This window comes from Sorangium sp. So ce145, from assembly GCF_051525985.1.
GTDB classification, from domain to species: Bacteria; Myxococcota_A; Polyangia; order Polyangiales; family Polyangiaceae; genus Sorangium; species Sorangium cellulosum_B.
The window spans coordinates 3,889,163-3,903,166 of record NZ_CP150315.1; the positions used below are offsets into that span (position 1 = coordinate 3,889,163).

Genomic DNA, 14,004 nt, shown 5'->3' on the forward strand with positions numbered 1-14,004 from the left:
CGTGCATCGGGTAGGATCGCGGTGATCCGAGGTGGAGAGTCGGAGAGTCGGGGCGCGGCCATCGCGGCGCGCCTCCGCCAGCAAGGAGCATCGATGCGAGGGAAGCACCTGGGCCATTGGGGGCGCGCCGCCGCGGCCGCGCTCGGCGTGGGGCTCGCGGCGGGCGTCGCCGCGGCCCAGCCGGCGCCCGCCGCGCCAGCGGGGACGACGCCCGCGGGGACGCCGCCCGCGGAGACGCCGCTCGCGGAGTCGCTGACCGGGATGGCCAGGGCCGAGCACGGGGCGGGCGCGGCGCTGTTCGACGACGGCGACTACGCGGGCGCGCTCGCGCGGTACGAGCGCGCCTACGAGCTGTCGCGCGATCACCGGCTGCTCTGGAAGATCGCGCTCTGCCAGAAGAACCTGCGGCGCTACGCGTCGATGCTCGCGACGCTGCGCCGGCTGGAGGCCGAGGGGGGCGCCGCGCTGTCGGCGCGCGACAGGCAGGACATCGCCGATCTGCTCAAGGCCGCCGGGATCTTCGTGTCCCTCCTCGCGATCACGGCGAGCGAGCCGGGGGCCGCTGTGTTCGTGGACGACGAGCCGGTCGGGACGACGCCGCTCGCCGCGCCGGTGCCGATCGACATCGGCGAGCGCCGCATCCGCGTGTCGAAGCCGGGCTTCGTCGATTTCGTCCGGCAGGTGAAGGTCGTGGGCGGCGACAGCGTCGCGCTCGTGGCGCAGCTCGACCGGGCGGTGCACCGGGGGCGGCTCGCCATCGCGGCGGGGCCGGACGATCTCATCGCGATCGACGGCAAGGTGGTGGGCAAGGGCCGCTGGGAGGGCTCGGTGCAGAGCGGGACCCACGCGCTGCGGGTGACGGCGCCGGGGATGACGCCGCACGAGGCGCAGATCCTGGTCCGCGACGACGAGCGCCGCCGGATCGACGTGTCGCTGGAGCGCGCCGCGCAGCGGGGCGGCGCGAGCAAGTGGCTCTGGATCGGCGGCGGCGCGGCGATCTTCGCGGGCGCGCTCGTCGCCGGCTCGCTGCTCTTCGAGCCGGGGACGCCGGCGGAGCAGGGCAGCCTGGGCACGGTCCCGCTCGGCTTCGGAGGGAGACGTTGATGCGGATGAAACGGACGAAGCGGACGGGACCGATGTCGGCGGTGTTGCTCTCGCTCGCGGCGGCGGCGGGGTCGGGCTGCGGCGGGGAGAAGGGGCAGCTCATGGTCGTCTTCCAGACGGACATGTCGCTGCCGAAGGACATCGATACGGTCCGGATCGAGGCGACGCTCGACGGGTCCGTCGTCTACGACGAGACGTTCGAGCGGCTCGGGAGCGAGGGATCGATCCTCCTGCCGGCGACGCTGGGCTTCCTCACGCCCGACGACCCGTCGCAGGCGCTCCGGGTGCGCGTCATCGCGAGCCGCGGCGGGAAGGACGGGGTGCGCCTGCTCCGCGAGGTGCTGACGACCGTGCCCGAGGGGCGCACGGCGACGCTGCACATGCCCATCCAGTTCCTGTGCGACGGCTCGGCCGAGGTCGAGCGCGACGCGCAGGGCAACGCGCTGCGCGACGCGGAGGGCAACGTGCTCGTCAAGAACAGCTGCCCCGAGGGCCAGAGCTGCGTCGCCGGCTCGTGCGTGCCGCGCGAGGTCGACTCGCGCGAGCTGCCCGATTACGAGGCCGTGACCGTGTTCGGCGGCGGGGCAGGCGACGGCGATGGGCTCTGCTTCGACACCTTGCGGTGCTTCGCCGCCGCCGCGTCGGCGCCCGTCGATCTCGAGGCGTTCGCCGCGGACGGCACCGTCTGCCGGGCCGCCGCGCCGAGCGGCGACGTGAACGTCGCGCTGCTCACGCAGGGCGGCGGGATCTGCGGCGAGACCGCGTGTTTCGTGCCGCTCGACGCGGAGAGCGACGCGGGCTTCCGGGTGGAGGCGGGCAACGTGCTCCGGCTGCCGGTCGAGGTGTGCCGGCGGGCGCAGAGCGGCAAGCTCGCGGGGCTCGCGATCGCGGCGGCGGGCGAGGGGCAGTGCCGCAGGAAGGGCACGGATCTGCCGACGTGCGGCCCTTGGTCGGCGCTGATGGGCGGCGCGTCCACGGAGCCCGACGCGTCGGCGCCCGTCCCCGTGGCGGTGGCGCAGGTCCACCCGGTGTCGCTGCGGGTGGCGGCGGGCGGCGTGACGTGGATCGCGGGCGCCACGTTCGACGGCGAGGGGATGGCCCGGGAGGACGGGGCGCTGAAGACGGCGCCCGTGGACGGCGGCGAGCCGCTGATCCTCGGCGCGACGCAGGCCTCGCCGCGGGATCTCGCGATCGACGAGGCGCGGCAGGTGGCCTTCTGGACGAACGCGGAGGACGGCACGCTGCGGGTGGTCCCGCTCGCGGGCGGCGAGCCGCGCGTGCTGCTCGCGGATCTGGAGCAGCCCGAGGGGCTCGCGCTCTCGGGCGGCGCGCTCTCGTGGACCGAGCTCTGGGGAGGCGGGGTGTTCCGGGCGCAGCTGAGCGGCAGCGGCGCGGAGGTCGAGCTCGGCGCGCCGGAGGAGCTGACGCCGACCGGCACGGCGTTCTCGTCGCCCTACCGCGTGGCCAGCGCGGGGGACACCGTGTGCTGGACGTACCAGGGCACGCTGGGCAGGACCGACGGGGCGGTGGCGTGCCGCGTGGGAGAGGCCTCGGTGACGGTCGCCGCGGAGCAGCGCACGCCGCGGGAGATCGCGCTCGACGTGGACGGGGAGGGGAACGCGGCGGCCGTCTACTGGGCGAGCTTCGAGGGCGGCAGCGTCTTCCGGGCGGATCTGAGCGGGGCGGAGGTCGGCGCGCCCGAGGAGATCGTGTCGGATCAGGGCCAGCTGAACGGCCTCGCGGTGGACGAGGGGCACGTGTACTGGACGCGGCGCGACGCGGGGACGGTCGTGCGCATGCCGAAGGGCGGCGGGGAGCAGGAGGTGCTGGCCTCCGGGCAGGCGCGGCCGGGCGACATCGCGGTGGACGAGGCGACCGTCTACTGGATCAACGAGGGATCGCCGGACGGCAGCGACGGCGCGCCGGTGAAGGACGGGGCGGTGCTGAAGCGCGCGAAGTGACGGGGACGGCGGCGAGCGCAGGGGGCGGCGCGGCGCCATCTGCGCGCTCGCCGCCGCGTGTGCTATGGCGCGATCCGTGAAACGCACGGCGCTTCTCCTGCTCGCCCTCGCGCTCCCGGCGTGCGGATCGAGCTACGCACAGCAGGGCCCGAGCGACACGCTCCGGGCCTACGCGCAGGCGCTCCAGGAGGGGCGCGTCGACGCGGCCTACCGGCTGCTCTCGGACGAGGCCAAGCGGTCGATGTCGCTCGAGGCCTTCCGGCGCGCGGTGCGGGACAACCCGGACGACGCGCTCGAGATCGCCCGCGCCATCGCGCGGCCCGCGGCCGATCCGGTGGTGACGGCGACGGTCACCATGCCGAACGGCGAGGAGCTCCTGCTCGTCTTCGAGGGCGGTCGCTGGCGGCTCGACGCGGCGGCGGTCGATCTCTACGGTCAGGCGACGCCCCGGCAGGCGCTGGTGGGGTTCCTGCGGGCCTTCGAGCGGAGGCGCTACGACGTGATCATGCGCTACGTTCCCGACGCCGAGAGGGAAGGCCTCGTCGAGCCCGCGGGCGCCGCGCCCGATGAGGCAAGCGCGCTCGCCGAGGCGGGCTCCGCGCGCGCCGGCGGCGAGGGCCCGGCGCAGCCCGCCGGACCTGGAGCCGCGCCGGGGACCGCGGGAGCTGACGCGGCGCAGAAGCCTGGCGGTCGGCCCGGGACGGTCAAGGCCGCGGCCGCCTCGGCGCAGCTGACGCCCGAGAAGCTGAAGAGCGCCTGGGAGGGGCCGCAGAAGGAGCAGATCAACCGGGTCGTCCAGGCGATCAAGGCGGCGCTGCCGACCGCGACCATCGAGGAGACCGGGGACAGCGCGTCCATGGCCTATGGCGCCGGCGGCACGGTCGCTTTCACGCGCGAGCACGGGGTCTGGAAGATCAAGGACTTCTAGCGGCGCGCCCGCGTCATGGCTTCGAGAAGAGCGCTGTACTAGGGTTGTCTGCATGCCGACCGGCGATCCTTCTTCGCGAACGCCTCCCTCGCCCGACGCGGATAGCGTCCCGATCCTCCCGCTGCGCAACTCGGTGCTGTTCCCGATGTCGGTCGTGCCGATCAACGTCGGCCGGCCGCGGAGCGTGCGCCTGGTCGAGGATCTCCTCGGCCGCGAGCGCGCGCTGGTCGGCGTGATCAGCCAGAGGTCGCCCGACGTGGACGAGCCGACGTTCAAGGAGCTCTACTCCGTCGGGACCGTCGCGCGCGTGGTGAAGGTCATCCGGCTCGGCCCGAACAACTACTCGGTCGTGCTGAACGGGCTCGGCCGCTTCCGGGTGAAGTCGGCGTTCTCGCTGGAGCCGTACATGCGCGCGCGGATCGAGCGCATCCCGGAGTCGCTCGTGCGCGACGTGGAGCTCGAGGCGCTCGGCGCGGGCCTGCGCGAGGCGACGCGCGAGGTGCTCGGCCTGATGCCGAACCTGCCGCGCGACACGGCGGGCATCCTCGACAACGTGCGCGAGCCGGGCGCGCTCGCCGATCTGATCGCCTCGAACTTCCCGCAGGCGCAGGCCTCGGTCGGCGACAAGCAGGAGATCCTCGAGGCGTTCGACGTGAAGGCGCGCGTCCGCCTCGTGCTCGCGATGGTCGGCCGCCAGCTCGAGGTGCTGCGGGTCAAGAAGGAGATCTCCTCCATGGTGCAGGAGGAGATGGGCAAGTCGCAGCGCGAGTACATCCTCCGGCAGCAGATGAAGTCGATCAAGGAGGAGCTCGGCGAGGGCGGCGACGACGACGAGATCGAGGAGCTCCGCGAGCGCATCCGGCGCGCCAAGGTGCCGGCGGAGGTCGACAAGGTGGTCCGCAAGCAGCTCAGCCGGCTGCGCTCGATGGCGCAGCAGTCGGCCGAGTTCAACGTGACCAAGACGTACCTCGAGTGGATCGCGGATCTGCCGTGGTCCAAGACGACGGTGGACAAGCTGAGCGTCGAGAGCGTGCGGCGCTGCCTCGACGAGGATCACCTCGGGCTGGAGAAGGTGAAGAAGCGGATCGTCGAGTACTCGGCGATCCGGCAGCTCCGCACCGACAAGAAGGGGCCGATCCTGCTCTTCATCGGGCCGCCCGGCGTCGGCAAGACGTCGCTCGGCAAGTCGATCGCGCGCAGCATGGGGCGCCGCTACGAGCGGATCGCGCTCGGCGGCGTGCGCGACGAGGCGGAGATCCGGGGGCACCGGCGCACGTACGTGGGCGCGCTGCCCGGGCGCATCCTGCAGGCGCTGAAGAAGGCGGGGACCAAGAACCCGGTGCTCGTGCTCGACGAGGTCGACAAGATGGGCGTCGACCTGCGGGGCGATCCGGCGGCGGCGCTCCTGGAGGTGCTCGATCCGGAGCAGAACTCGACGTTCCAGGACCACTACCTCGACCTGCCGTTCGATCTGTCGCAGGTGATGTTCCTCGCGACCGCGAACAACTGGGACGGGATCCCGGGGCCGCTCGTCGACCGCATGGAGGTCATCGAGGTGCCCGGCTACACGCGGACGGACAAGCTGGGGATCGCGCGGGAGTTCCTGGTGCCGAAGCAGCTGTCGGCGCACGGGCTCACGGACGAGCGCCTGGAGTTCACGGAGCCGGGCATCGAGGCGGTCGTCGACCACTACACGCGCGAGGCGGGGGTGCGCGGCCTGGAGCGGCAGATCGCGGCGGTGTGCCGCGCGACGGCGGTGAAGGTCGCCGAGGGCAACGACGTGCGCGAGGTGGCGACGCCCGAGCACGTGGAGCAGGTGCTCGGCCCGCACAAGCACCGCCCCGAGATCGCCGAGCGGACGCTCCAGCCCGGGGTCGCGACCGGCCTCGCGTGGACGCCGGCGGGCGGCGAGATCCTCTTCATCGAGGCGACGAAGATGCCGGGCAAGGGCAACGTGGTGCTCACCGGCAACATGCGGAACGTGATGCAGGAGTCGGCGAGCACGGCGGTGAGCTTCGTGCGCAGCAAGGCCGATCGGCTGCACCTCGATCCGGAGTGGCTCAAGGAGATCGATCTGCACGTGCACATCCCGCAGCACGGGACGCCGAAGGACGGGCCGAGCGCGGGCGTGACGATGTTCGCCGCGGTGGCGTCGCTGCTGCTCGGGGCGCCGGTGCGCAGCGACGTCGCGATGACGGGGGAGATCTCGCTGCGCGGGCGGGTGATGCCGGTCGGCGGCGTCAAGGAGAAGCTGCTCGCGGCCCACCGCGCCGGGATCCGGCACGTGCTCATCCCGGCGAAGAACCGGCGCGACCTCGAGGACGTGCCGCAGGACGTCAAGGATCAGATCAAGATCACGATGGTGTCGTCGATGGAGGAGATCCTGCCGCTGGTGCTGGAGCCGCCGCGGCGCGCTCCGGCGCAGAGCGCGTCGCCGGAGGAGCTCGAGGAGCAGGCGGGGGTGTAGCGGGAGGGCGCTCCACGAGCGCCTCCCCGCCTTCGCTCGATTTCGATCGTGCTCCGGGGCCGCGGCGACGCTAGCCGTGGCAAGCGCGCACGAAGCCGCAGCGCAGCTTGCGGCACGCCTCGACCGGGACGCCGTCGAAGCGATCCTCGGCCCTCGCCTCGGCGAAGCGCTCGGCCAGCCGGGCGAGCTCGCGCTCGAACCGCGCGTGCTCGTCGTCGGTGAGCGTCCCCAGGGGGCCCGAGGCCGCGAGCCACACGGGCTCGACCTCGGCGCCGACGAAGAGCACGCCCGCGCGGACGGGGCGGTCGGGGTGGCGCCTCCTGAGCGCGAGCGCACACGCGCGCAGGCGGAGCTCGTACGGCGAGAGATCCGCCCGGGGGCGCGCGCGCTTGTACTCGACGACGTCGATGAGGCCGCCCGGGTGCAGGACGGCGAGATCGATGGCGAGCGAGAGCGCGAGCCTCGCGCCGCGCCGCCGTCCGGCGCGCTGGGGCTCGACGTCGAGCACGAGCGCCTCCTCCCGGAGGAGCGACGCCTCCTCGCCGCGCACCTGCCGCGCGTAGGGGCCGTCCAGGAAGCGCGCGATGCGCTCCGCGGTGCGCAGCACGTCCGGGCCGTGCGGCGGGAACCCCTCGAAGGCGAGGCGGGCGGCGACGTCCTGGGGCTCGGTCGGCTCACCCCAGCGCGCGCGCGGCCAGCGCTGGAGCACCCGGTGCACGGCGCGGCCGGGAGGGCGAGGGTCCGCGCCGTCCTCGAGCTCGACGCGCTCCTCGCCCGGGAGCTCGGGCGGGCCCTCGACGTCGAACAGGCCGAGCTGGCCCTCGCCGGCAGGCTCGGCGATTCCGAGGAGGTGGCGCAGCCGGAAGCGGCGCGGGCACGCCTGGAACGCCGCCAGCGACGCCGCCGCGACCAGCACGGTCTGCGCGCGGGCAGGCCCGATCGTCGGCGGCGCCCGGGGGGCCGGCGCGGCGCGGGCGTACGCGTCGGTGCCAGGCGCGGGCGCCTTCGCCCCGGCGAGCAGCGAGCTGGCGTCGAGCGTCGCGCGGAGGGTGCCGGCGAGCGTGGGGGCCTCGACGCCGACGTCCGCCGCGGCGATGCGGGGCTCCGCGTCGACCGCGGCCGCGGCCCGGGGCTCGGCGTCGACCGCCGCCTTCAGCGTGAGCCACGCCGAGCCGCTCCGCGGCTTCGCCTCGGCGCCGACGAGCACGAGCTCGCGGCGGGCGCGCGTGATCGCGACGTACGTGAGCCGCTGCCGCTCGGCGCGCTCCCGCGCCCGCACCTCGGCGCGCGCCGCCTGGAGCGCGGGCGTGCTGACGGGGAACGACGGCCCGCGCGCCGACGCCTCGGCGTCGTGGAGCGAGCCGGTCCGCGACCGCCCGTCGACGATCCGCGCGTAGTGGCGCACGAGCAGGGCGGCAGGCCGGTCCCCCGCGGCGGGGACGTAGCTCAGGCCAGGCTGAGACGCGCGGGGCTCCGCGTTGAGATCCAGGAGCACGACGGCCGGGAAATCGAGCCCCTTGCTGGCGTGGATCGTCGTGAGCCGCACGGCGTCGTCCTCGGGCGAGAAGACAGCGGCCTCGGGCTCGTCCGCCTCGTCGCGGATGCGGCGGTCGAGCCAGCGGACGAAGCTCGCGAGCGAGCCGCCCCGGCGGCGGGCGATGGAGACGAGGCGGTCGACGTTGCCGAGGCGGGCCTGGGCGCGAGGGAGCGCCGCGAGGACGCGGTCGAGATCGAAGGCGGTGACCGCGGCGCGGATCGCCTCGCCCGGCGTCGAGCGGAGCGCCGCGCGGCGCAGTCCGGCATAGCGGGCGCGGAACGCCTCGAGGCGCTCGCGATCGCCCGCGGGCAGGCGCGCGAGGACGGGGAGCGGGCGCCCGTCGTCGAGCTCGGCGTCGTCCGGGGAGGGCGACCAGACCCCCTGCGCCAGCGCGGCGGCCGGCCAGCGGCCGAGCAACGGGACGGCGAGGCCGCGCCCAGGAGGCGCGAGGAGCGCGAGCGACGTGTCGGAGAGCGCCACCACCGGGCCGCGGAGGACGGTCGCCAGGGCAAGGCGATCGCGCGGATCGAGCAGGAGGCGGAGGATCGCGGCCAGATCGCGGACCTCGGCCGCGTCGAAGAGCGCGCGGCCGGCCACCACGTACGGGATCTCGAGGCGCGCGAGCGCGAGCTCGACGAGCGGGATCGTGCTCCTCCGGCGGGTGAGCACGGCGACGTCGCGGAAGCGCAGATCGCCGGTCGCGGCGCCGTCGCCGCCCGCAGCGCCGTCGCCGCCCGCGCCGCGGACGCGCCGCGCGATGTACGCTGCCGCGATCAGCGCCTCGCGCAGCTGTCCGCGCGCGTCCCGGACCAGGGCGTCGACCCCGTCCGGAGCGCCGCCGCCGTCGCTGACGAGCACGACGTTCGTCGGGCCCTCCGCGGCCCTGCCCGGCGCCGCGACGAGGTGCTCCGCCGCGCTGTAGGCGATCTCGAACTCGCGCGGCGGACTTCCAACCTCGCGCGCGCCCGCGCCGCCATCGCCCGCGCCGCGGTCCTGGGCGAAATCGCGCGCGGAGAAGGCGTTGATGAACGCGAGCAGCTCGGGCGTCGATCGGCGGCTCTCGCGGAGCGCCACGAAATCCGCGCTCGGATCCGGCGACCAGAGCGCGGGCGCGAGCTCGAGCGCGCGGCCCGCGGCGGCGCCGGCGAGCTCCGCGCAGACGCGGCAGAAGATGGAGACGTCGGCCCCGCGGAACCCGTAGATGGATTGCTTGCGATCGCCGACGAGGAACAGGCCATGACCGGACAGGCCGGCCGCCGTCGGGGCCACGCCGGCCGGGCGCGAGAGGGCCGCGTCGTCCCGCTCGCGCAGGAGATAGACGAGATCGCGCTGCACCGCGCTCGTGTCCTGGAACTCGTCGACGAGCAGCACGTCGACCGAGCCGCGGACCGCCGCGCCGATCGCCGGATCGTCCCGCAGGCCGTCGCGGGCGGCGCGCAGGAGATCCCCGAACCCGAGGCCGCCCTCGGTGCGGCGGATCGCCGAGAGCCGCTCGCGGATCTCCTCCAGCAGCTCGACGATCCGCGCCTCGCGGCGCGACAGCGCCGGGGCCTCGCGGAGGAAGCCGAGCAGCTGCTGCGCCTTGTCGCGGTGGGTCTCGCCCGGCAGCGCCTCGCGGAAGGCGATGAGCGCCTCGTCGGCCGGCGTGGACTTGCTCTTGTGCGGCTTGCGCTGCGTGAGGAGCTCGATGAGCGGGGCGCTCGCCGCGCTCGCGGGGAAGGGCGCGCCGCCGTCCTCGCGGCCGAGCGCGGCCGCGAGCGCCGCCGCCGGCGCGCGGAAGGCGGCGCTGCCGAGCGCGGCGCTCTCGGCGGCGAGGCGGCGGAGCTCCCGCGCGAGCGCGCCGGCCTCGGCGGCGTGGTCGGACACGGCGAGCCGGCGCGGCGCGAGGCCGTCCTCGTCGAGCCGGTCGAGCAGCCGCGTGACCTCGCTCCGCGCGGCCTCGACGCCGCCCGTCGCGGCGATGAGCGCGCGCGCGGCCTCGGCGCGCTCGCCCCCCTCGGCGAGCGCGCGGCTCAGCGCCTCGTCGACCGCGAGGTCGCTGAGCGCCTGCGCCTCCTCCTCGTCGAGGATCCGGGCCGAGGGCGAGAGCCCCATCGCGATCGCGTGCCGGTCCACGATCTGCTTCGCGACGCCGTGGAGCGTGTCGATGCGCGCGGCGGGGAGGCGGGCGAGCGCCTCCTCCGCGCGCTTGCGCAGCTCGGCGACGGGCAGCGACGCGCCGCCGAGGCCGGCGACGGCCGCCTGCCGCGCCCGGAGGATGTCGGCGAAGGGGATGTCCGCCTCGCCGTTCCAGCGGGCGATCTCGCGGAGCGAGCGCTCGACGCGGTGGGCGATCTCCCGCGCCGCGGCGCGCGAGAACGTCGTCGCGACGATGCGGTCCGGCGGCACGGGCGGCGCGGCGGACGCGGCGTCGGGCAGGCCGAGGGAAGTGAGGCCGAGCGCGAGCAGCACGTAGAGCGCCGTGAGGCGGTGGGTCTTGCCGGTGCCGGCGCTCGCGGCGACCACGACGTTGCGGCGGAAGGCGTAGATGAGCGCGTCGCCCTCGGCGAGCTCCGCGCCGCGCGGCGCGGCGCTCACGCGACCTCCTCCGCGGCCTCGTCGCTCGGCACGACCGCGGGGCGGCGGCACACGTCGCGCGCGTCGCACCGCGCGCACATCGTCGAGAGCGTCGGCCGCGGCGCGGCCTTGCCCTCCCAGAGCGCGACGACCGCGGCCCGCGCCGTGCGCGCGGCCTCGGCCCAGCCCTCGGCGAGCGCGCGCTGGTCCTCGGCCGTGCGCGGCCACAGCTCGATCAGCCCGCGCTGGCGCACGCCGATGTAGACGGCCCGCACCTCCTCCGCGCCCAGCGCGCGCGCCGCGATGGCGCTGTACAGCGGCAGCTGGAGCGCCCTCCGCCGCTCCTTGGCGTCGGGGAGCTTGCCGGTCTTGTAGTCGACGACCCGCACGACGCGCTGGTCGGTCGATCGATCGAGCCTGTCGATCTGGCCGTCGACCCACAGGCTCGGGCCGCCCTCCTCGTCGGACAGCGGGGGGAGCTCGAGCGGCTGCCAGGGGGGCGGCTCTCCGGCGCCGAAGCGCCGCTCGGCGAGGAAGAAGCGGAGCTCCGGCGACGCGTCCTCCCCGTCTCCGTCGAGCGTGCGGGCCACGACCTCCATCACGTCCGCGATCGCCTTCTCGACCGCCTCGCGGCGGAGCGGGGCCATGGGCGCCGAGACGCCGAGCGCCGCCTCGGCCGCGGCGCGCGCCGCGGCGAGCTGCTCGGCCGGATCGCGCTCCGGGCCGAGCTCGCGCAGCGCCTCGAACGAGGCCTGCAGGGCGCGGTGGATCAGCGTGCCGCGCTCGCGCGCGTCGGCCGACTCGGCGAGATCCTCGGCGCGGCGCACGTGCAGGACGCGGCGGGCGAACGCCGCGAAGGCGCAGCCCACGGCGCGCTCGATGTGGGTGACGGCGATCGGCCTGTCGGGGTGCGCCCCGCCGATCGCGGCCCTGAGCTGCGCGGCGAGCGCGGGGTCGCGGTCGACGAGGACGCGGCCCGTGTGGAGGTCGATCGGCGCGCGCGGATCGAGGAAGAAGTCCGCGCGGGCGCGCTCGATCCGGATCCGCTCCGCGAGGTCCGCCGCCGGCCGCCCGCCGCCCGCGAGGGCGATGAGCTCCGCGTCGCGCGGGCCGAGGGGCGCCGCGTCCGGGGCGACGCGCGAGGCGGGCTCCGTCCGCTGGTGCGCGCCGGCCGCCGCGGCCGCGATGAAGAGCGGGTGCGGCTCGTTCGGCTCGCTGTCGTCCCCGCGCGTGTAGCAGAGGGCGACGCGCCGGGCGCCGGCGAGCGCCCAGCCGAGCTCCGCGCGCTGGGCCGCCTGGCGCTCGCGCCCCGTCGCGGGGCGGCTCGGCGCCGGCAGCCTCCCGCGGAGCGCCTCGCCGAGCAGCGTCTCGTCCGCGCCCGGGCTGCCGCCGTAGGCGCGCGCGTCGAGCCCGGTCACTACCACCACGTCGTTCTCGAGCGCCGTGAACCCCGCGGCGACGTCGATGCGCACCGCGCCGGCGCGGCCGGCGTCGCCGCGCGGCCCGGCGCCCTGCTCGGCCGCGGCCCGCTCGAGCTCCGCGTAGATCTCGGCCGCGGTGGCGGGGCGCTCCTCGCAGCCGAGGTCGTACGCGGCCCGCGCGAGCGCCTCGGCCTGCTCGCGGATCGCGCGCGCGGCCCGCGCGCCCTGACCCATCGCACCCATCGCCTCGAGCGCGCCGCCGCTCCGCCGCTCGCCGCGCAGCGCGGCGCGGAGCTCCTCGATCCCGGGCTCGCCGAAGCCCAGCTTGTCGAGGAGCGACAGGAAGCGCCGCACGATCTCGGGCCGCGTCGTCGCCTCGCCGATCCAGCGGGCGCTGGCGAGCAGCCGCTCCAGCGCGTGCGGCATCCACGCCTCGTCGTCGCCGTCCTCGTCGCCGTGCGCGCCGCCCAGCACCGAAAAGCCCAGGGCGAGCTCCGCGTCGCTCAGCGCCTCTTGCGCGGCCGCCGGCGGCGTCCGCGCCGTCCCTGCGCGGCGGTCCGCGCGGCGGGCCGCCACGACCGAGATGAGGCCGTCGATGAGCAGCCGGCCCGTGCGATCCACCTCGACCGGCACGTCGCGCAGCCGGTGGGCGAGGTCGGTCGAGCGCCGCTCCGCCTCGGCGGCGGACGTGCGGTCCATCCAGGCGCCGGCGTGGACCCCCGGGGCGCGGAGGATCTCGATCGCCTGCTCGCGGCGCACCGGCCCGACGGCGAGGCGCAGGAGGGCGAGCGCGACGCGCCCGTCGGGGCAGCTCGCGGCGGCGCGGCCGCGGGGCTCCGACGAGCGGACGCCCGCGTCGGCGAGGGCGGCGCGGAGGGGCTCGAGCGCGGCGTCGTCGAGCGCCGGCACGACGAGGGCGATCCGCTCGGGCGGGATCCCGCGGCCGAGCGCGGCGGCCACCTCGGCGGCGGCGGCGCGCGCCTCGCCCTCCGGGGTCTTCGCCGCGATGGCGGCGAGCGGCTCCGCTCCGCCGTCGGGCACCCACGCGATCTCCGGCGCGTCCTCGAGCGAGGCCCAGCGCCGCTCCAGGGCGTCGGCGACCGGCGCCGCGCCGTCGTCCGGCAGCGCGGGCAGCTCGACGGTGACGCCCGCGCCGCCGCGGGCGCGGACCGCGGCGTGGAGCGCCTCGACCCAGGCGAGATCGTCGGGCTCCCAGGCCACGGCGCCGCGGATCGCGACCTCGCGCGGGAGCGGGAGCGCGGCGGACGCGCCGGCCGAGCGGAGCGCCCGCGCGAGCAGGAACCCCGCGCAGCGCGGGTCGACGAGGCGCGCTGCCCGCAGGGCGGCGTCCGCCCGATCGAGGACCTCGGCGATGGCGATCGTGTACGGGGTCCCGAGCGCCCGCAGCTCCGCCGGGGAGGTCCCGGCGCGCCGGAAGGCCCCGAGGGCGCGGTCGATGGCGTGCGCGAGCGCGACGCGCGCGGCGGGCTCGACCGGCTGCCGCAGCCGATCCGGCGGCAGGGCGTCGAGGGCGAGCCGGGTGGCGAGGCGGGTGGTGTGAGGGCTCGCTATGGCGGCGTCCGGCGCCAGCAGGGCGAGCGCCTCGGAGACGAAGCTCCACCGTGAGCGGATTTCCTGGTCCGCGGTGCGCGCGTCGCGCAGATCGAGAGAGGCGAGCTCGCGTTCGACGTGCCGCTCGGTCGGGACAATGAGGAGCGATGTTCTGCTCACCACCGCGAGACGGCCGAGCGCCGCTCCCGGGAAGCGCAGGCGCCCGCCGCGGCAGGGGGCTGAGAGGGCGCCGGCGCATCTGAATGCACGTCCAGCAAGGGGTACCTCACGGCAGACCCTTTACTTCATGCATCCGTCCCCTCGCAACCTCCGCCGGGGGCGCGCCTTGTTGAAAAAGTCTCGCGGAATGTGGGAATTCTTGTGGGGAAATCGGAATGCGTGTTGAAAAACCTGTTGGGAACCCTGGACGGTCCGCGCCGTAGCCTCCGTAGATCTGCGGAGTTGCACCCAGCGAGCGC

General features: G+C 75.9%; 6 protein-coding genes. 4 read left to right on the forward strand and 2 right to left on the reverse strand.

The window, feature by feature from the left end:
• Positions 1 to 93 precede the first annotated feature (93 nt).
• From WMF34_RS14790 to lon, 4 genes are all read left to right on the forward strand, one after another.
• On the forward strand, positions 94 to 1,104 hold the full coding sequence (locus WMF34_RS14790) for a PEGA domain-containing protein (protein ID WP_437993684.1): 1,011 nt from the start codon (positions 94 to 96) through the stop codon (positions 1,102 to 1,104).
• Positions 1,105 to 1,109: 5 nt separating this feature from the next.
• The gene (locus WMF34_RS14795; protein WP_437993685.1) at positions 1,110 to 3,065 is read left to right on the forward strand and encodes a hypothetical protein; all 1,956 of its coding nucleotides are present in this window, start codon (positions 1,110 to 1,112) and stop codon (positions 3,063 to 3,065) included.
• A gap of 76 nt (positions 3,066 to 3,141) precedes the next feature.
• Complete coding sequence (locus tag WMF34_RS14800; protein WP_157906679.1) at positions 3,142 to 3,993, forward strand: hypothetical protein; 852 nt, start codon at positions 3,142 to 3,144, stop codon at positions 3,991 to 3,993.
• A 52-nt stretch (positions 3,994 to 4,045) separates the two neighbouring features.
• A complete protein-coding gene (gene lon / locus WMF34_RS14805; RefSeq protein ID WP_012235470.1) occupies positions 4,046 to 6,460 on the forward strand; it encodes an endopeptidase La in 2,415 nt (804 codons plus the stop codon).
• 70 nt (positions 6,461 to 6,530) lie between these two features.
• Here lon and WMF34_RS14810 read toward each other — a convergent pair whose 3' ends face one another.
• Positions 6,531 to 10,574 (reverse strand): UvrD-helicase domain-containing protein, encoded by a 4,044-nt coding sequence (locus WMF34_RS14810; RefSeq protein ID WP_437993686.1) that lies wholly within the window; start codon positions 10,572 to 10,574, stop codon positions 6,531 to 6,533.
• Entirely contained in the window at positions 10,571 to 13,705 is a 3,135-nt protein-coding gene (locus WMF34_RS14815) for a PD-(D/E)XK nuclease family protein (protein ID WP_437993687.1), read from the reverse strand. Before WMF34_RS14815 ends, WMF34_RS14810 begins: the two co-directional genes overlap by 4 nt.
• Between the last annotated feature and the right edge of the window lie 299 nt (positions 13,706 to 14,004).